Raw genomic sequence first — 17,943 nt, forward strand, 5'->3', positions numbered from 1 at the left:
TAATTTATTGAAGATTAACTAAATGACTGAATCTTTTGCTCAACTCTTTGAAGAGTTTCTAAACGAAACAGAATTCCAACAAGGCAGCATCGTTAAAGGTACTGTAGTAGCTATCGAGAACGGTTTCGTTCTTGTTGACGCTGGTCTTAAGTCTGAGTCTGCTATCCCTGCTGAACAGTTCAAGAACGCTGCTGGCGAACTTGAAGTTGAAGTGGGTGCTGAAGTAGACGTAGCGCTAGACGCTGTTGAAGATGGTTTCGGTGAAACTCAACTTTCTCGCGAGAAAGCGAAGCGTCACGAAGCTTGGATCGTACTTGAGAAAGCTTACGAAGAAGCTGAAACTGTTGTTGGTATCATCAACGGTAAAGTTAAAGGCGGTTTCACTGTTGAACTCAACGGTATCCGTGCTTTCCTTCCAGGTTCTCTAGTAGACGTACGTCCTATCCGTGACACTGCTCACCTAGAAAACAAAGAGCTAGAGTTCAAAGTTATCAAGCTTGACCAGAAGCGTAACAACGTTGTTGTTTCTCGCCGTGCGGTAATCGAGTCTGAGAACAGCGTTGAGCGTGATGAGCTTCTAGAAACTCTACAAGAAGGCGCAGAAGTTAAAGGTATCGTTAAGAACCTTACTGACTACGGTGCATTCGTAGACCTAGGCGGCGTTGACGGCCTACTACACATCACTGACATGGCTTGGAAGCGCGTTAAGCACCCTTCTGAGATCGTAAACGTTGGTGACGAGATCCAAGTTAAAGTTCTTAAGTTCGATCGTGAGCGTACTCGCGTATCACTAGGTCTTAAGCAGCTAGGCGAAGATCCATGGGTAGCAATCGCTAAGCGTTACCCAGAAGGTCACAAACTATCTGGTCGCGTAACTAATCTAACTGACTACGGCTGTTTCGTTGAAATCGAAGAAGGCGTTGAAGGTCTAGTACACGTTTCTGAAATGGATTGGACTAACAAGAACATCCACCCATCTAAAGTTGTTAATGTTGGCGACGAAGTTGAGGTTATGGTTCTTGAAATCGACGAAGAACGTCGTCGTATCTCTCTAGGTCTGAAACAGTGTAAAGCTAACCCTTGGCAGTCTTTCGCTGAAGCGCAAGCTAAAGGCGACAAAGTAACTGGTAAGATCAAGTCTATCACTGACTTCGGTATCTTCATCGGTCTAGAAGGCGGCATCGACGGTCTAGTTCACCTATCTGATATCTCTTGGAACGTTGCTGGTGAAGAAGCGGTTCGTGAGTACAAGAAAGGCGACGAGATCTCTGCAGTTGTTCTAGCAGTAGACGCAGAGCGTGAGCGTATCTCTCTAGGCGTTAAGCAAATGGAAAATGACCCATTCAATGCTTACGTTGCAGAGAAGAAGAAAGGCGTTCTAGTTAACGGTACTGTAACTGCAGTAGACGCTAAAGGTGCAACTATCGAGCTTGAAGAAGGCGTAGAAGGTTACATCCGCGCATCTGAAGTTTCTCGTGACCGCGTAGAAGACGCTTCTCTAATCCTAAGCGCTGGTGACACTGTTGAAGCGAAATTTACTGGCGTTGACCGTAAGAACCGCGTAATCAACTTGTCTATCAAAGCGAAAGACGAAGCTGAAGAGCAAGAAGCAATGGCTACACTGAACAAAGCAGACGATGCTTCATTCGGTAACGCTATGGCTGACGCTTTCAAAGCAGCTAAAGGCGAGTAATCTCGTCGATAGTTAGAAAAAGGAGCCGAAAGGCTCCTTTTTTATTGCCTATCAGTGACCTAGTGTCCAAATCGTAGAAATCGTATGAAATTGTCGCGAAGACTACACAAACTGATGAAATCTTGTCTAAAATTGATAGCAAGTGTTTGTTGGAACTACTATTAGTAACTATAATAAATGATAAATTACTCTACGAGGGATACTATGACTAAGTCTGAATTGATAGAAAGACTCTGTGCTGAGCAGACCCATCTTTCAGCAAAAGAAATTGAAGATGCGGTAAAAGATATTCTCGAGCACATGGCGTCAACACTGGAAAGTGGTGACCGCATTGAAATTCGTGGTTTTGGTAGTTTTTCTTTGCACTACCGTGAGCCTCGTGTGGGTCGCAATCCAAAGACAGGCGATAAAGTGGAACTCGAAGGTAAGTATGTTCCCCACTTTAAACCGGGCAAAGAATTACGTGAACGCGTAAATATTGGATAGATTTTCACTGCCTTATTCATAGCGGATGAAGGCAGTATAAAAAACGGCATACATTAGGTATGCCGTTTTTTTATAAAATGAAAACCCGAGATAACCATGGTTTGTTCAGTGGTTTTACTGCATAATCGTAGCAGCGTTTGTCCATTCAGGTGATAGAAGATGAAAATTATAAAAATTGTTATCGTACTGGCTCTGTTTCTTGTCGCGCTGGCATTAGGTTCGCAAAACCAAGAGGTTGTGAACTTCAATTACTTATTAGCTCAAGGTGAATTCCATCTTTCAACCTTACTTGGCGTGGTATTTGTCGTTGGCTTTGTGATTGCTTGGGTCATCTTTGGCAGTTTACATTTACGCTCTCAGCTTGAAGTTCGTAAACTCAAACGCCAGGTCAAGAAACTCTCTCCGGCTGAATCGACACCAGAGCAGTCAAACGCATAATACACTTAGTCGTTAGGTAGGCTCTTCACTCGATGTTAGAAATACTCTTCTTGTTATTGCCAATTGCCGCCGCTTACGGTTGGTATATGGGTAACCGTAGTGCCCAGCAAGACAAGCAGAAACAGTCCAATCAGATTTCCCGTCAGTACGTGACGGGTCTAAACTTGTTGCTGTCCGATCAGTCCGATAAGGCGGTCGACCACTTTATCGAACTGCTCCAAGTCGACAATGAAACCATAGATACCCATTTAGCATTAGGTAATCTCTTCCGCTCTCGTGGTGAAGTGGACAGAGCGATTCGTATTCACCAAAATCTTATCTCACGTTCAGGCCTGACCATCGACCAGAAAAACATTGCGTTGCAGCAGTTGGCCAAAGATTACATGGCGTCGGGTTTTCTCGATAGAGCGGAAAAGATTTTTGAACAACTCGTGGACGAACCCGATCACAGAGAAGCGGCATTAGGCCAACTGGTCGCGATTTATCAGCAGACACGAGAGTGGGGCAAAGCAATAGAATACGCCACGCTTCTCGTTAAGATGGGGCGTAAGCGCATGCGCAGTAGTATCGCGCATTTTTGGTGTGAGCTTGCAGCGCAAGAAAAGCTTGAGGGGAACATCGACAAAGCCACGCAACATTATAAGCGCGCTTTATCTGAAGACCCAAAATGCGTACGAGCCTCTTTGGCGCTCGGACGTCTATTTCTTGATGCTGAAAATTACGCTGAAACCATTCACTACCTTGAACAAGTGCTTGAACAAGACAGCGACTTTGTCAGTGAAGTGTTGCCGACGTTGGCGGAGTGCTATCACCATATAGGTGATCAAGAAGCGCTATTAGATTTTTTGCGCCGTTGTATCACCAACAAAGCGGGTGTGTCAGCGGAACTGATGCTGGCTCAGTTGGTGGCCAAGCATGAAGGCGCAGGGGCAGCACAAGAATTGCTCACAAGGCAGCTGGTTAAAAACCCAACAATGAAAGGTTTTTATCGCTTGATGGATTATCATCTAGCGGAGGCAGAAGAGGGCCGCGCGAAAGCGAGCTTGGCAACGCTGCAAAAGTTGGTGGGTGAACAGTTGAAAGTGAAGCCTCACTATCGTTGCCGTAAATGCGGATTTTCTACCCATTCCCTCTATTGGCATTGTCCATCATGCAAAGGGTGGGGCACGATTAAACCCATTCGAGGATTGGATGGCGAATAGCCATAAATTTTTAAATGCAGCGGCGATCCCGCTGCTTTTTTTCGACTTATAGATACATTAGGAGATGAAATGATCGACCAAAAAGTGATAGTTGCGCTGGATTATGATAACCAAGCTGACGCACTGGCTTTTGTTGATAAAATCGACCCAGCGTCTTGCCGACTCAAAGTTGGTAAAGAGATGTTTACTCTCTTTGGTCCCAATTTCGTCAACGAGCTGCACAAGCGCGGCTTTTCTGTTTTTCTTGACCTCAAGTTTCACGACATTCCGAACACCTGCTCCAAGGCCGTTCGCGCTGCTGCTGAGATGGGAGTATGGATGGTCAATGTTCACGCCAGTGGCGGTGAACGCATGATGACGGCATCACGTGAGATACTGGAGCCTTATGGCAAAGATCGTCCGCTGCTCATCGGAGTTACTGTACTAACGAGTATGGAGCAGCAGGATCTCGCGGGCATCGGATTGGATGTCGCGCCTAAAGAGCAAGTGGTACGCCTAGCAACACTCACCAAAAATTCTGGGTTAGACGGTGTTGTTTGTTCGGCGCAAGAAGCGAGCATGCTTAAGAGTGAGTTGGGTCGTGAGTTTAAATTGGTCACACCAGGCATTCGACCAGCGGGCGCTGCGGTGGGCGATCAGAAGCGTATTATGACGCCTGTTGATGCCATTCAAGCAGGGTCAGATTATTTGGTGATTGGTCGACCTATCACGCAGGCGAGCGACCCTGCGGCGGTGTTGGCAGAGATCAACGCCACATTGGCTTAAATCACAGCGTATGACCAACAAGGCCAGCGAATTGCTGGCCTTGTGCTTTCTTGGGGTTATTCGGCGTAAAGTGGTATGCCACTGTGGAACTTAAAATCAGCATCGGGTGTTGAAATAAGCGCGGCTTCTTTCTGACCAAAATAGTGAATGCGATCTGAGATGTCTTTGCCTGCGATCTCCTCAGCAAGCACGAGATAGTCTTGATAGTGACGCGCTTCTGAGCGGAGCAAGGAAATATAAAACTTACCAATATCTTCATCCATTAATGGTGCCAGTTTGGCAAAACGTTCGCACGATCTCGCCTCGATATATGCGCCAATGATCAATTTATCGATCAGTGTTTGCGGCTCATGCGTTGCCATCTCGGATATGAGGCCTTTCGCGTATCGGCTGGCAGGAATCGGTTCGTACGTGATTCCTCGTTGTTCCATGATTTCCAGCACCTGATAGAAGTGGTGCAACTCTTCTTTTATCAGTAACACCATCTTATCGATCAGCGCTTGGCTGTAGGCTGAATCCGATTTCGCCATGATTGATTTAGTAATGTTGCTTTTGCCTTTCAGTGTCTCTATGTTACCCGTTTGACGATAGGCGAAATCTTCATAGGGCTTGAACCATTCAAGTAACGCAGTCGCACTCGATGGGTCGACCGCATACTTTCGAATCAAGTACATCGCCGACTGACCTGCCTTTAGCTCGCAAAGCAAGTGGTCGATCAACACGGTTTTCAGGTTCTCTGGTTTACTCGCTTCGTTGACCCACTCCTCTGGGGTGTGACAATGAAGAAATTGATGGATGGGAGAGAGTAAATCCTGGTATTGAGCTAAATCTGACATGGGGTTTCTGTTTAAATAGAAAAGGTCGCAATCGCGACCTTTGAAAAGGGTGATAACTGATTATATTACCATTTTTTCTTGGCACCAAAGAGCACGTCCATATCGTCTTGACGTTCTTTCTCTTCGATTTGGTGTAACTCTTCCGCGTTGCGCGATTGACGTTTCTGCTCAAGCTGATCATACATCTCTTGCAGCTTTTCTCTCGCTTGGTTGGAGTAAGCATCATTTTTTGTGCTTAATGCATCCAAGCCTTTGCGTAGCAGTTGAATCGCGGTACCTGGTTGGCCACGTACGATGGCATCGTTGGAACGTTTGATAACATTTTCGATATTGATGCGAATCTGAATGGTTTCCAGACGCGCGTTCTCAGTGACGAAAGTCTGAGTGTCTAGGCGTCCTTTGTTATGTTCGCTGCGAACGGTATCACGAAGACGTTTCACCAGCTTAAGCATCACAATGGCTTGTTTATCACTGGTCGGCACCTTGAAAGCGGTACTCTCACCTGACTCACTATTTTTTAATTGGGTAATTTGTTGTTTGACGGATTCAACACGCTGCTCCAACTGTTTGTTCCTTGGATCCAGTTCATACATGCTTTGCAATGAATCTAAGATACGATTGTTTAGGCAAACGAGTAGCTCTTTACTATAAGGAAGGTGGTGCGCGTGACCGATAAGTTCTTCTGTTGCATCAATGATTTGCAGGTAACGTGAGCTTTCTTGTTTCTTGGCCGTTTCAACTTTCACTTTATACTGAAGCATAATGTTGTAGCCAAGAACGAGAACCAACAAGATGGCAACGAGCGCTATGATTAAACCAATATTCATAAATTCCGTATCTTATGTTCCGTCATGGTTAGCAGTTAAGGATACATGATCCATCGTCGCTAGACACTTTTTTATATTATTACTCAACAGATTATTTAAAGTAATGAAAAACATCAACTGCTGAGCAAATCTGTGCCTCTGCTTGCAAAACATCCGCTTGAATCCAATTTGGTTATGCTTTTGCGTCGCATTTAAAGCATAGGACTATTATTTTAAGCCTAGAGGCGTTATAACTAAATATTATAAAATATGTTGGCACTTGCCGTGGGTAGGTAAGGGAATACGAGGTCGAGAATGAAATTACAACAATTGAAGTACATTGTTGAGGTGGTCAATCACAATTTGAATGTCTCCGCGACGGCGGAAAGTCTTTATACATCGCAGCCTGGCATCAGTAAACAAGTACGATTACTTGAAGATGAGCTCGGCATTCAAATATTCGAGCGCAGCGGCAAACACCTTACCCAGGTAACGGGCGCGGGCCAAGACATCATTCGTATTTCTCAAGAGATCCTCGCGCGTGTTGAAAGCATCAAAGCGGTCGCCGGTGAGCACACTCACCCGGAGATGGGCACGCTCAATATCTCAACGACCCATACCCAAGCGCGTTATGCCTTGCCGGATGTGATCAAAGGGTTTACGGCGCGATACCCTAAAGTCTCCCTTCACATGCACCAAGGCACCCCTTCGCAAATGTCAGAAGCGATTGCGAAGGGCACTGCCAACTTTGCCATTGCGACGGAAGCACTGCACCTTTACCAAGATGCTATCATGTTGCCGTGTTACCACTGGAATCGCTCTATTGTGGTACCTAAAAATCACCCATTGGCGCAGAAAGCTCAGGTGACCATTCAAGATCTTGCCTCATACCCTCTGGTGACTTACGTCTTCGGCTTCACAGGCCGCTCTGAGCTCGACACGGCCTTTAATAAGGTTGGTTTAACGCCAAGAGTCGTGTTCACTGCGACCGATGCAGATGTGATTAAAACCTATGTAAAAATGGGCATGGGAGTCGGCGTGATTGCCAGCATGGCGATTGATAAAACTCAGGATACCGATTTGGTTTCCATCGATGCAAGCCACATCTTTGGCGCCAGCACCACCAGTATCGGGTTCCGTCGTGGTACCTTCTTGCGCTCTTACATGTTTGATTTTATGGAGCGCTTTGCGCCACACTTGACTCGCCCTGTGGTTGAGCAAGCTCTGACGTTAAAATCCAACGCCGAAATTGAAGAGATGTTTAAAGACATCGAACTGCCAGTGCGATGATCGAGAGGCATTTCCAAGCGCTGGATGACTATTTACGCCAACATCAAGTCTATTGGCGTTTTGAGCCTTTTCTCGCGAGCAGCGCCTCTTGTCTACCTTGGCAAGCGATTCACCCCGATCTTTGCCATTGGTTAAATGCCTTGTCGGATGAGGAGATTGAGCAGTACAAATCGGATACCGATGCGCTGCTCGCCGCGATGACGCCACATTTTCCTGAGCTAGGCAATATCAAAGCGCTTACCGATTTGTCGCCTTATTCACCTCCGATCGCGAGCCATCTCTCGACAGACGTTGAGAGCGTGTCACTGCCTCGCGGATTAGACAAAGGGATCCCCGGCAGAAAACTTCGACAGATCACCTTAATGGGCAGCGCAGCGCTGGCGCATCACAAAGGCGATGAATGGTTGGAGTGGTGTTCGGGTAAAGGTTATCTCGGCCGTATCTTGGCGAGTCAATCTCAGCAAAACGTCACCAGTTTCGAGTACCAAGCGGCTCTCTGTTTATCTGGGCAAGCGGAAGCGGATCAGATGGGCTTGACGATGACGTTTGTTCAAGGCGATGCATTGAGCAACGAAAGCCAATCGGTACTAAAGCCTAATCAACACGCGGTGGCGCTTCACGCTTGTGGTGATTTACACGTTTCACTCATGCACAAGTCCATTGCCGCAAAGCTGCCCGCTGTGACCTTATCACCCTGCTGTTATCATTTAATCGAAGATGAGACCTATCAAACTCTCTCGGCTCAAGGAAAGGCATCAAGCCTTGGATTAACCCAGCAAGAACTGCGGATCCCGCTACAAGAAACCGTGACTGGCGGCGAGCGAGTCAAACGCCATCGCCAACTGGAAATGAGGTATCGACTAGGGCTCGATTGTCTGTTTCGTCAAACGTTGGGTTATCGTCACTATGAGCCGATCCCCAGTGTGAAAAAATCACAGTTATCCGAAGGCTTTGAGTCGTTTTGTCACTGGGCATGTCAACAAAAGGGGATAGAATTACCGAGCGTTGACTTTGCTGACTATGAACAGCAGGGGATGAGGCGTTATTGGCAGATGGAGCGATTGAGTCTTTGTCAGCAAGTTTTTCGCCGTGTGCTTGAACTGTGGCTAGTGATGGACAAAGCGCTCTACCTAGAGCAGAATGGATACCGCGTCTACGTAGGCGAATTTTGTTCGAGAGAAACCACGCCACGCAACATTTTAATCCATGCTGAACGTCAGTCGTGACTGAAGTCTACCCGCCTCTCTTTTTTGTTACTGCACTGTTAAAAGTTGCTTCCTTTTTCATCACCTTGTTGGTAATAATGAATACCATGCTCATACATGAAGCATGGGTATAACTATTACAAGCACACCCTCATTAATTACAAACACAACATCGTTATTGCTTATATCAAGGAGTTAAGATGAAAGCAGGTAAAATTTTTGCCACCGCAGTACTGGCCAGTGCGGCACTTCTTAATGCGACCTCTATTGCAGCGAAAACTGCTACGGTTGCTGTTTCGCAGATCGTTGAACACCCAGCGCTTGATGCGACTCGTCAAGGTCTATTAGATGGTTTGGCAGCGAAAGGGTACAAACAGGGCGAAAACCTAGAATTTGATTATAAAACCGCACAAGGTAACCCAGCGATTGCCGTTCAGATCGCTCGTCAGTTTGTTGGTGAAAACCCAGATGTATTGGTAGGCATTGCAACGCCGACGGCGCAAGCCTTGGTGTCGGCAACGCGTAACATTCCAGTGGTATTTACGGCGGTCACGGATCCAGTGGGCGCGAAACTGGTTAAGCAACTGGAACAACCGGGCAAGAATGTCACCGGTCTTTCTGACCTCTCGCCTGTCAAGCAGCATGTTGAGCTTATCCAAGAGATCTTGCCTGAAGCCAAGTCTATTGGTGTGGTGTTTAATCCAGGTGAAGCCAATGCGGTGACCTTAGTCGAGCTGTTAAAAGAGGCCGCTGCGGAAAAAGGCCTAACGGTGGTCGAAGCGACGGCGCTGAAAAGTGCGGACGTTCAGTCTGCGACACAAGCTATTGCGGCCAAATCTGACGTAATTTACGCACCGACCGATAACACCGTTGCCAGCGCGATCGAAGGTATGATCGTGGCGGCAAACCAAGCGAAAACACCCGTGTTAGGCGGAGCAACTTCCTATGTAGAAAAAGGTGCGATTGCAAGCTTGGGCTTTGATTACTACCAAGTCGGCGTGCAAACTGCCGATTATGTTGCCGCGATTCTAGAAGGCGCTGAGCCAGGGACATTGGATGTCAAAGTGGCGAAAGGCTCTGACCTCGTGGTTAACAAAACGGCGGCTGATAAACTCGGCGTCACGATTCCTAGCGCCGTGATTGAACGAGCGACAAGCGTGAAGTAATTCACTGACGAGGGAGGCCCGTTCTCCCTCACCTCTCACCTGAAAAACGGAGAGTATTAGCAGAAAAGGGAGTTTTTATGTCTGCTTTCGCTTTTTTTGGTGCACTTGAGATTGGATTGATCTACGGCCTTGTGGCACTTGGCGTGTACCTTACCTTTCGTGTACTTGATTTTCCTGACCTAAGTGTTGATGGTAGCTTTCCTATGGGAGCCGCCGTGGCGGCGACTGCGATAGTTGCGGGCATTAACCCTTGGGTTGCAACCTTTATGGCTATTGTTGCCGGAGCGATGACAGGGTGGGTCACGGCCTTTCTTGCCGTGCGCTGTGGCATCTTGCATCTGTTGGCGTCGATACTCACCATGATCGCCGCATTTTCGATCAATATTCGCATCATGGGTCGCCCTAACATGGCGTTGTTGGGTGAAGATACCATTCTGACACCGTTCGAAACGATGGGCGATCCCATGTTGGTTCGACCGCTGTTAGTGGGCGTGTTGGTGCTGTTATCCGCATGGTTCGTCATTCGACTCCTCAACAGTGATTTCGGTTTAGGGCTGAGAGCGACGGGTGTGAATGCGCGCATGGTCTCAGCACAAGGCGCAAGCACCTCCTTTTACACCTATTTTGGCCTTGCTCTATCCAATGGATTCGTGGGTTTCGCGGGGGCCTTGTTTGCGCAGACCAACAGCTTTGCCGACGTCACCTCCGGGGTCGGAACGATCGTTGTCGGTCTCGCGGCGGTGATTCTTGGTCAAACTTTGATCCCGGGTCGACGAATTTGGGTCGCGGTGGTAGCGGTGATCGTCGGCTCTGTGCTCTACCGTTTGGCTGTCGCCTTTGCGCTCAGCTCTGGCATGTTCGGTTTACAAGCTTCTGATCTTAACTTAGTGACAGCAGTATTGGTTGCGCTAGCACTGATTGCACCGAAGTTGAAAGGCAACATAAAGGCAAAAAAGCCTAGTCCTGCCGAGGCACCACGGGCGTCAAAGCAAAACGATAGCAATGGAGGCGTCGCATGATTCGGCTAAAAGATATTCAAGTCACCTTTAACCCAGGGACCATTTTGGAAAATCGCGCGCTAAGAGGTGTCGATCTTGAGGTACCTCAGCATCAGTTTTTAACCGTGATCGGCTCAAACGGTGCGGGTAAATCGACGCTGCTTGGTGCCGTCACCGGTGAAACACCTATGGTGGGTGGACAAGTAGTGATTGATGAACTGGATGTGACAAGACAAACGGTTTCCCAGCGCGCCAGTCAATGTGCGCGCGTGTTCCAAGATCCGTTGGCAGGCACTTGTGGTGAGCTCACCATTGAAGAGAACATGGCGCTAGCCTATATGCGAGGTAAAAAGCGCGGTTGGAGTCTGTCCTTGTCGAGCAAACGGCGTCGTCTGTTTCAAGAGCGCATCAGCATTTTGGGCTTAGGGTTGGAAGACCGTTTGGGTGATAACATTGGTCTTTTGTCTGGCGGGCAGAGGCAAGCAGTCAGCTTGGTGATGGCCACTTTATCGGACAGCAAATTACTCTTGCTTGATGAACACACCGCCGCGCTGGACCCACGTATGGCCGCGTTCATTATTGATTTGACCAAAACCATTGTCAGCGAGTTCAACTTGACCGTCATGATGGTAACGCATTCGATGAAAGATGCACTTGCGTGTGGCGATCGCACTGTGATGCTCCACCAAGGTGAAATTGTACTCGATGTTCAAGGTCAGCAACGAGCGGGCATGACAGTGCCTGATTTGCTCGAGATGTTCACCAAAGTACGGGGCGAAGAGTTGGCCGACGACAGTCTACTGCTCAATTAACGGCATGCATCCTAGAGAGTGTGTTTCTCTAGGATGCATTTTCTAACAGCGTTGCTTGATAACGCTCAATATGATCAACGATAGGCTGAGCTTTGTTGAAGGTACGAATTTCGCGAAACAGAGCATCAGCTTGCGGGTATTGCTGACGCAAATAGGAGAACCACTGCTTCACGCGGTTCGGGTAGTAGAGCCCTTTATCGCCTTTCATCTCATACTGAGAATAGACCAGTAGCAGCTTGACGACGTCTTTCCACGGCATTGGGGCGTGATTGTGTTTGACCACGTTGCCAAGATTGGGCACGTTGAAGGCGCCTCGGCAAACCATGAGTGAATCGACTCCAGTCGTCTCGATACACGCTTGGCCATCTTGATAGTTCCAGATCTCGCCGTTGGCGATCAGTGGGATAGAAAAACGTTGTCGAATCTGGTCAATGTACTCCCACTTAATTTCACTCGCTTTGTAGCCGCCCGTTTTGGTGCGCGCATGCACAGTGAGCTCATCGGCGTTGGCCGATTGAATGGCATCCACAATTTCGAAGCAATCTTCGGGGTTCTCCCAACCTAAACGGATTTTAGCGCTGACAGGAACGCGCGCATCCACTGCGTCGCGGCAGGCTTTGACGACATTGTGAATCAATTCAGGATGCTGCAATAAGGCGGCGCCACCTTTACTTTTATTCACAAGTTTGGCCGGGCAACCAAAGTTAAGGTCAATCCCTCTTGCACCTAACTCCACTGCGCGCAGGGCATTTTCCGCCATCCAATGCGGATCTTGACCAAGCAGTTGGACATGAACAGGCACGCCTGATTTGGTTTGAGAGCCTTGTTGTAATTCTGGACAAAGACGATGAAAAACGTGCTCTGGCAGTAATTGGTCCACGACACGGACAAACTCGGTGACGCACAGATCGTAATCATTAATATCTGTGAGAATTTCTCTCATTAAATGGTCAAGGACGCCCTCCATCGGGCCAAGAACAACGCGCATAACACTCACCTCTTTGCGGGAGGCGTGATTCTAGTGGGTTCGCTTTCGATTGTCACTAGCTAGGGGTATAATGCGATGGTTTCTCCCAATCCAAAAGAAGCTAGATGACCTATCAATTGTTAATCCTTGACCCCACCACCTGTGAAGAATCGCCTTTGTTTATTGAAGGACTTACCTTGGCCGCGAACATGGCGACCAAGCCACTTGCCCCGCAGCAGTGGGTGGGTGAGCTCTTGTCTGACCAGGTTGATGCGAATCTTATCGAGTCACATATCACCGCGCAGTACAGTGCGATCAAACGTAATGATTACTCACTGCTTGCGTTGCTGGCTGAGCCGCGAGATGAGCAGCTGGCGGATGTGGCAGAAGGCTTCATGACCTTGTGGCCGACGATTGAAACCCAGTGGCAAGGCCTGACCTTGAGTGATGGCACGGAGCGCATGTTACAGGCATTATTGACCACCATGATGCTGGCCATTGATCAAGAACAAACCCAGCAGCAAATGCGTGAAGCGGGCATCGATACGCCGCCTGCGTTAGAGGATTTAGTTGACCAATTAGATCTGATGCTGATCGAAGTGGCGCAAGCGGCCGACGAGCAATTAGTCGGAGCGAAAGCACAAAGCGTCAATCCTTACAAATCGACCGGTAGAAACGATCCTTGTCCGTGTGAAAGCGGCCGAAAATTCAAACAGTGCTGTGGTCAATAGAACAAAATACCGAGATGTAGGTCGAAAGACTGGGTCTACGTGTAAAAAAGGAACCTAAATGAAAAAATTAGCCGCTTTATTTTTGATGAGTTGTTCTGTCCTTGCTGCGCCGAAAGATGAGCTCAACGCGCGCCTACAAAAAACCGAAGGCTTCAGTGCCAATTTCAGTCAAAAAGTGGTCAGCCCAGAGGGCGACGTCGTAATGCAAGGTGAGGGTACAGTCGATATTTCGAGACCCAGTCTCTTTCGTTGGGAAACGACGTTACCCGATGAGAACTTATTGATCTCCGACGGGGAGAGCTTGTGGTACTACAGCCCGTTTATCGAGCAGGTGAGCATTTATTCGCAAGAGCAGGCGACGGAGCAGACACCTTTCGTGTTGCTTACCCGTAATCGTGCCAGTGATTGGGATAACTATCGTGTCAGTCAAGAGGGCGACCAGTTTACCCTTATTCCGACTGCTGTGGATTCAAACCAAGGTCAGTTTCGCTTAGAAATTAACTCGAAAGGTGCGGTCAAAGGGTTTAGCGTGGTGGAGCAAGATGGGCAAACCAGCAACTTTGTCTTTGATGATATTCGCCTTGGCAAGCCGTCGGCCGATAAGTTCACGTTCCAAATCCCTGAGGGTGTGGAAGTGGACGATCAAAGGAACTAATGGTGAGTAATTACTCGTTAGACTTTTCAGGGGACGAAGATTTTCGTCCTCTTGCCGCTCGAATGCGCCCGAAAACGGTGGAGCAATACATCGGCCAGCAACATATTCTCGGTGAAGGTAAACCGCTGCGCCGTGCATTGGAGGCTGGTCACATTCACTCTATGATTTTATGGGGGCCACCGGGAACCGGTAAAACCACCTTAGCGGAAGTGGCCGCGAATTACGCCAATGCTGAAGTGGAGCGAGTCTCGGCCGTTACCTCTGGGGTGAAAGAGATTCGCGCTGCGATTGAAAAAGCACGTGAAAACAAACTGACAGGTAGACGCACCATCCTATTTGTGGATGAGGTGCACCGTTTTAACAAATCACAACAAGACGCTTTTCTGCCACATATTGAAGATGGCACTGTCACATTTATTGGTGCTACGACAGAAAACCCTTCGTTTGAGCTTAATAACGCGCTGTTATCACGAGCTCGCGTGTACAAACTGACTTCGCTTTCTCAAGCGGAAATCCGCCAAGCGCTTGATCAAGCGATTAACGATACCGAGCGCGGACTCGGCCATATTGACGCGGACTTTGGCGAGGGTGTGTTAGAGCGGCTTTCTGAGCTAGTAAATGGTGATGCACGAATGTCACTCAATTATCTCGAGCTGTTGTACGACATGGCTCAAGATGATGCGCAGGGGTGCAAAGCCATTACCTTGCCGCTGCTTGCCGAAGTCGCAGGTGAAAAAGTCTCCCGTTTTGATAACAAAGGCGATATTTGGTACGACCTGATTTCTGCGGTGCATAAATCCATTCGTGGGTCTAACCCCGACGCTGCGCTCTATTGGTCGGCGAGAATGATTGCCGCAGGGTGCGATCCTCTTTATATCGCAAGACGCCTGTTGGCGATTGCGTCGGAAGATATTGGTAATGCAGATCCAAGAGCCATGCAAGTGGCGCTATCGGCTTGGGATTGCTTTACCAGAGTCGGGCCTGCCGAAGGTGAGCGAGCGATCGCGCAAGCGGTGGTGTACCTCGCTTGTGCGCCAAAGAGTAACGCGGTTTATAGTGCCTGGAAACAAGCTTTGGCCGATGCACACAATCTGCCTGAGTACGAAGTGCCTGTCCATTTACGTAACGCACCCACTAGCTTGATGAAAGATTTGGGTTATGGCGCGGAGTATCGCTACGCGCATGATGAGCCAGGTGCCTACGCCGCAGGCGAGCGCTACTTGCCACCAGAAATGAGTGAAACGCGATACTATCAGCCGACCAATCGTGGCTTAGAAACGAAAATTGGCGAAAAGTTAGATTACTTGGCTAGTTTAGACGCAAAAAGCCCACAAAAGCGCTATGAATAAGCGCCTATTTTAGATACATTTATTCGGTTATGGTTTTGACCAAGCACCACAGTGGCAGGCCAAAATCAGAAACGCACATTCTTAAAGCACATTATTGATAAGCATAGGGTTAACAATGCTGGATTCTAAATTACTTCGTACAGAGCTGGATGACACAGCTGCAAAACTAGCGCGCCGAGGCTTTACCCTTGACGTTGAGACAATCCGCACACTTGAAGAGCAACGCAAGTCGATTCAAGTCGAAGTTGAAAATTTACAATCCACTCGTAACTCCATCTCCAAGCAGATCGGTCAATTGATGGCGAAAGGTGACAAAGCCGGCGCAGAAGAGATCAAAAAGCAAATCGGTTCTCTTGGTAGCGATCTAGACGCGAAAAAAGCGGAACTGGACGTGATAATGGCTAAGCTCGATGACATTACGTTATCTGTGCCTAACTTGCCAGCAGAGGATGTGCCAGACGGTAAAGACGAAAACGACAACGTGGAAATCTCACGTTGGGGTGAACCTAAAACTTACGACTTCGAAGTGAAAGATCACGTCGATTTAGGTGAGATAGCAGGCGGTCTTGATTTTGCTAGCGCCACCAAGATCACCGGCGCGCGCTTTATTGTCATGAAAGGCCAGTTTGCTCGCCTTCACCGTGCGATCGCACAGTTCATGCTGGACTTGCACACCGAGCAGCACGGCTACACGGAAATGTACGTGCCTTACCTTGTTAACTCTGACAGCTTGTTTGGCACGGGACAACTACCTAAGTTTGGTAAAGACTTGTTCCATACCGAGCCGCTCGAAGAGAAAGCCAGCGACGAAGAGCTGCGTCGTCTTTCATTGATTCCTACCGCAGAAGTACCAGTGACCAACATGGTGCGTGACACCATCTCTGATGAAGCCGATTTGCCTCTAAAGATGACGGCTCACACGCCTTGTTTCCGCTCTGAAGCAGGATCGTATGGACGTGACACGCGCGGTTTGATTCGTATGCACCAATTTGACAAAGTTGAGCTGGTTCAAATCACCAAACCAGAAGATTCAATGGATGCACTGGAAGAGCTAACGGGTCATGCTGAGAAAGTCTTGCAACTGCTTGAGCTTCCATACCGTAAAGTGGTGCTATGTACCGGTGACATGGGCTTTGGTGCGCGTAAGACTTACGATTTGGAAGTCTGGGTACCGGCCCAGCAGACCTACCGTGAAATTTCATCTTGTTCAAACATGTGGGATTTCCAAGCTCGTCGTATGCAGGCGCGTTTCCGTCGTAAAGGCGAGAAGAAGCCTGAGTTGGTCCACACACTTAATGGCTCTGGCCTCGCGGTGGGTCGTACTATGGTAGCGATTCTTGAGAACAATCAACAAGCCGATGGCCGCATTGAGATTCCTGCTGTGCTGCAACCTTACATGGGCGGCGCGACGCACATCGGTTAATGACCTATCGGTGTCATCATCGTTGAAATAAAAAAGGGGCTGATGTTGTACATCAGCCCCTTTTTTATGATTCGACTTGAGTCACATCGGACTAGAGCGTCATCTCGCCTCGCAGCACCTGTTGCATTTGCACTTTTACCTCATCGTAAGAGAGGTTTTGGCTGAGCAAATAATGCAGTTTGGCCAGCGCCGCTTCGCGCGTCATATCAAAGCCGCTGATCACGCCCGCTTCAGCCAAGGCGCAGCCTGTTGCGTAACCACCCATGTTGACTTTACCCGCCAAACACTGGGTTAAGTTCACGACGATCACACCGCGTTCAGACGCCTCTTGAAGATGAGCCAGAAGCTGTGGGTTTTGCGGCGCGTTGCCAACACCAAAAGTCAGCAGAATCATCGCATTCACAGGTTGTAGCAGGGTGTTGCGAATGACTTCATGCGAGATGCCAGGGTACATGGTAATGACGCCAATCGGCTGAGGGGTAATATCATGCACTTTAAACTCGCCGTTTGGCATTTGGCCTACCGTGACATCTTTGCTCACTTGAATATTAATACCTGCTTCCAACAGCGGAGGTAAGTTGGGTGATGTAAAAGCATTAAAGCCGTCGGCATGAGATTTTGTGCTTCGGTTACCGCGCATCAGTTTGTTGTTAAAAAACAGCGTCACTTCGTTGATGGGGTAGTTAGCAGCGATGTGCAGGGCATTGAGCAAATTCGCTTGGCCGTCAGAGCGCAGTTCTGCCAGTGGAATTTGTGAGCCTGTCACAATCACGGGTTTACCTAAGTTCTCCAGCATGAAGGAGAGCGCGGAGGCGGTGTACGCCATGGTGTCCGTGCCGTGAAGAATGACAAAACCGTCGTACTTGTCGTAGTTATCACGGATGTCGTCAGCAATTTGTTGCCAGTCGGCCGGGGTCATGTCGGACGAATCAATCAGCGGGTCGTATTCGTGAATGGTGTATTCAGGCATTTCTGGGCGGTGGAACTCCGGCATACTTGCGAGCTGTTTTTCCATAAATCCAGCCACCGGCACGTAACCGTGATCGTGTGACTTTTTCATGCCAATTGTTCCGCCTGTGTAGGCGATGTAGATATGTTTTCTAGCCATGACTCAGAAACCG

At 48.5% G+C, this 17,943-nt stretch carries 18 protein-coding genes; 14 read left to right on the forward strand and 4 right to left on the reverse strand.

The genetic code is table 11. The features are described 5' to 3' along the window. The first annotated feature begins 22 nt into the window (after positions 1-22). From rpsA to pyrF, 5 genes are all read left to right on the forward strand, one after another. Positions 23-1,693 (forward strand): 30S ribosomal protein S1, encoded by a 1,671-nt coding sequence (rpsA, locus tag AC6R0R_RS06235; RefSeq protein WP_334552568.1) that lies wholly within the window; start codon positions 23-25, stop codon positions 1,691-1,693. A gap of 204 nt (positions 1,694-1,897) precedes the next feature. After that, positions 1,898-2,179 carry an integration host factor subunit beta gene (ihfB, locus tag AC6R0R_RS06240; RefSeq protein ID WP_011080796.1) on the forward strand — a complete coding sequence of 94 codons (282 nt, stop codon included), beginning with the start codon at positions 1,898-1,900 and terminating at the stop codon, positions 2,177-2,179. 159 nt (positions 2,180-2,338) lie between these two features. After that, the gene (locus AC6R0R_RS06245) at positions 2,339-2,617 is read left to right on the forward strand and encodes a lipopolysaccharide assembly protein LapA domain-containing protein (RefSeq protein ID WP_334552567.1); all 279 of its coding nucleotides are present in this window, start codon (positions 2,339-2,341) and stop codon (positions 2,615-2,617) included. A 32-nt stretch (positions 2,618-2,649) separates the two neighbouring features. Beyond that, on the forward strand, positions 2,650-3,819 hold the full coding sequence (gene lapB / locus AC6R0R_RS06250; RefSeq protein WP_334552566.1) for a lipopolysaccharide assembly protein LapB: 1,170 nt from the start codon (positions 2,650-2,652) through the stop codon (positions 3,817-3,819). Between the two features lie 69 nt (positions 3,820-3,888). Then, positions 3,889-4,584, forward strand: coding sequence for an orotidine-5'-phosphate decarboxylase (gene pyrF / locus AC6R0R_RS06255; RefSeq protein WP_500626087.1), 696 nt, complete (start codon positions 3,889-3,891; stop codon positions 4,582-4,584). Between the two features lie 56 nt (positions 4,585-4,640). Here the strand turns inward: pyrF and miaE are convergent, their stop codons facing one another. Together miaE and AC6R0R_RS06265 are read right to left on the reverse strand one after the other, a co-directional pair. After that, positions 4,641-5,420: a tRNA isopentenyl-2-thiomethyl-A-37 hydroxylase MiaE gene (gene miaE, locus AC6R0R_RS06260; protein ID WP_500626088.1), complete on the reverse strand. Its 780-nt coding sequence runs from the start codon at positions 5,418-5,420 to the stop codon at positions 4,641-4,643. Positions 5,421-5,485: 65 nt separating this feature from the next. Continuing rightward, the gene (locus tag AC6R0R_RS06265; protein WP_500626089.1) at positions 5,486-6,247 is read right to left on the reverse strand and encodes a DNA repair protein; all 762 of its coding nucleotides are present in this window, start codon (positions 6,245-6,247) and stop codon (positions 5,486-5,488) included. Positions 6,248-6,541: 294 nt separating this feature from the next. Between AC6R0R_RS06265 and cysB the strand changes: the two genes are divergently transcribed. From cysB to AC6R0R_RS06290, 5 genes are all read left to right on the forward strand, one after another. Further along, positions 6,542-7,516 (forward strand): HTH-type transcriptional regulator CysB, encoded by a 975-nt coding sequence (cysB, locus tag AC6R0R_RS06270; RefSeq protein ID WP_334552562.1) that lies wholly within the window; start codon positions 6,542-6,544, stop codon positions 7,514-7,516. Then, positions 7,516-8,742, forward strand: coding sequence for a methyltransferase (locus AC6R0R_RS06275; protein ID WP_500626162.1), 1,227 nt, complete (start codon positions 7,516-7,518; stop codon positions 8,740-8,742). Before cysB ends, AC6R0R_RS06275 begins: the two co-directional genes overlap by 1 nt. A 179-nt stretch (positions 8,743-8,921) precedes the next feature. Next, complete coding sequence (locus tag AC6R0R_RS06280) at positions 8,922-9,887, forward strand: ABC transporter substrate-binding protein (RefSeq protein WP_334552561.1); 966 nt, start codon at positions 8,922-8,924, stop codon at positions 9,885-9,887. Between the two features lie 77 nt (positions 9,888-9,964). Further along, positions 9,965-10,906, forward strand: a complete 942-nt coding sequence (locus AC6R0R_RS06285; RefSeq protein WP_334552560.1) for an ABC transporter permease — start codon at positions 9,965-9,967, stop codon at positions 10,904-10,906. Next, positions 10,903-11,697, forward strand: coding sequence for an ABC transporter ATP-binding protein (locus AC6R0R_RS06290; protein ID WP_334552559.1), 795 nt, complete (start codon positions 10,903-10,905; stop codon positions 11,695-11,697). The genes AC6R0R_RS06285 and AC6R0R_RS06290 overlap by 4 nt, the downstream gene beginning before the upstream one ends. 28 nt (positions 11,698-11,725) lie before the next feature. Here the strand turns inward: AC6R0R_RS06290 and dusC are convergent, their stop codons facing one another. Continuing rightward, positions 11,726-12,685 (reverse strand): tRNA dihydrouridine(16) synthase DusC, encoded by a 960-nt coding sequence (gene dusC, locus AC6R0R_RS06295; RefSeq protein ID WP_500626090.1) that lies wholly within the window; start codon positions 12,683-12,685, stop codon positions 11,726-11,728. A 104-nt stretch (positions 12,686-12,789) separates the two neighbouring features. Between dusC and AC6R0R_RS06300 the strand changes: the two genes are divergently transcribed. From AC6R0R_RS06300 to serS, 4 genes are all read left to right on the forward strand, one after another. Further along, positions 12,790-13,395: an SEC-C metal-binding domain-containing protein gene (locus tag AC6R0R_RS06300; RefSeq protein ID WP_500626091.1), complete on the forward strand. Its 606-nt coding sequence runs from the start codon at positions 12,790-12,792 to the stop codon at positions 13,393-13,395. Between the two features lie 58 nt (positions 13,396-13,453). Further along, entirely contained in the window at positions 13,454-14,050 is a 597-nt protein-coding gene (lolA, locus tag AC6R0R_RS06305) for an outer membrane lipoprotein periplasmic chaperone LolA (protein WP_334552555.1), read from the forward strand. Positions 14,051-14,052: 2 nt separating this feature from the next. Then, positions 14,053-15,399, forward strand: coding sequence for a replication-associated recombination protein A (locus AC6R0R_RS06310; RefSeq protein ID WP_500626163.1), 1,347 nt, complete (start codon positions 14,053-14,055; stop codon positions 15,397-15,399). A 115-nt stretch (positions 15,400-15,514) separates the two neighbouring features. Then, entirely contained in the window at positions 15,515-16,822 is a 1,308-nt protein-coding gene (gene serS / locus AC6R0R_RS06315; RefSeq protein ID WP_500626092.1) for a serine--tRNA ligase, read from the forward strand. Between the two features lie 91 nt (positions 16,823-16,913). Here the strand turns inward: serS and ansA are convergent, their stop codons facing one another. Next, positions 16,914-17,930 carry an asparaginase gene (gene ansA / locus AC6R0R_RS06320; RefSeq protein WP_500626093.1) on the reverse strand — a complete coding sequence of 339 codons (1,017 nt, stop codon included), beginning with the start codon at positions 17,928-17,930 and terminating at the stop codon, positions 16,914-16,916. Between the last annotated feature and the right edge of the window lie 13 nt (positions 17,931-17,943).

Source organism: Vibrio sp. R12-SW3-ISO1, from assembly GCF_059834005.1.

Coding starts and splice junctions, on each gene's coding strand:
- rpsA (WP_334552568.1), top strand. CDS start 23: ATGACTGAATCTTTTGCTCAACTCTTTGAAGAGTTTCTAAACGAAACA.
- ihfB (WP_011080796.1), top strand. CDS start 1,898: ATGACTAAGTCTGAATTGATAGAAAGACTCTGTGCTGAGCAGACCCAT.
- AC6R0R_RS06245 (WP_334552567.1), top strand. CDS start 2,339: ATGAAAATTATAAAAATTGTTATCGTACTGGCTCTGTTTCTTGTCGCG.
- lapB (WP_334552566.1), top strand. CDS start 2,650: ATGTTAGAAATACTCTTCTTGTTATTGCCAATTGCCGCCGCTTACGGT.
- pyrF (WP_500626087.1), top strand. CDS start 3,889: ATGATCGACCAAAAAGTGATAGTTGCGCTGGATTATGATAACCAAGCT.
- miaE (WP_500626088.1), bottom strand. CDS start 5,420: ATGTCAGATTTAGCTCAATACCAGGATTTACTCTCTCCCATCCATCAA.
- AC6R0R_RS06265 (WP_500626089.1), bottom strand. CDS start 6,247: ATGAATATTGGTTTAATCATAGCGCTCGTTGCCATCTTGTTGGTTCTC.
- cysB (WP_334552562.1), top strand. CDS start 6,542: ATGAAATTACAACAATTGAAGTACATTGTTGAGGTGGTCAATCACAAT.
- AC6R0R_RS06280 (WP_334552561.1), top strand. CDS start 8,922: ATGAAAGCAGGTAAAATTTTTGCCACCGCAGTACTGGCCAGTGCGGCA.
- AC6R0R_RS06285 (WP_334552560.1), top strand. CDS start 9,965: ATGTCTGCTTTCGCTTTTTTTGGTGCACTTGAGATTGGATTGATCTAC.
- AC6R0R_RS06290 (WP_334552559.1), top strand. CDS start 10,903: ATGATTCGGCTAAAAGATATTCAAGTCACCTTTAACCCAGGGACCATT.
- dusC (WP_500626090.1), bottom strand. CDS start 12,685: ATGCGCGTTGTTCTTGGCCCGATGGAGGGCGTCCTTGACCATTTAATG.
- AC6R0R_RS06300 (WP_500626091.1), top strand. CDS start 12,790: ATGACCTATCAATTGTTAATCCTTGACCCCACCACCTGTGAAGAATCG.
- lolA (WP_334552555.1), top strand. CDS start 13,454: ATGAAAAAATTAGCCGCTTTATTTTTGATGAGTTGTTCTGTCCTTGCT.
- serS (WP_500626092.1), top strand. CDS start 15,515: ATGCTGGATTCTAAATTACTTCGTACAGAGCTGGATGACACAGCTGCA.
- ansA (WP_500626093.1), bottom strand. CDS start 17,930: ATGGCTAGAAAACATATCTACATCGCCTACACAGGCGGAACAATTGGC.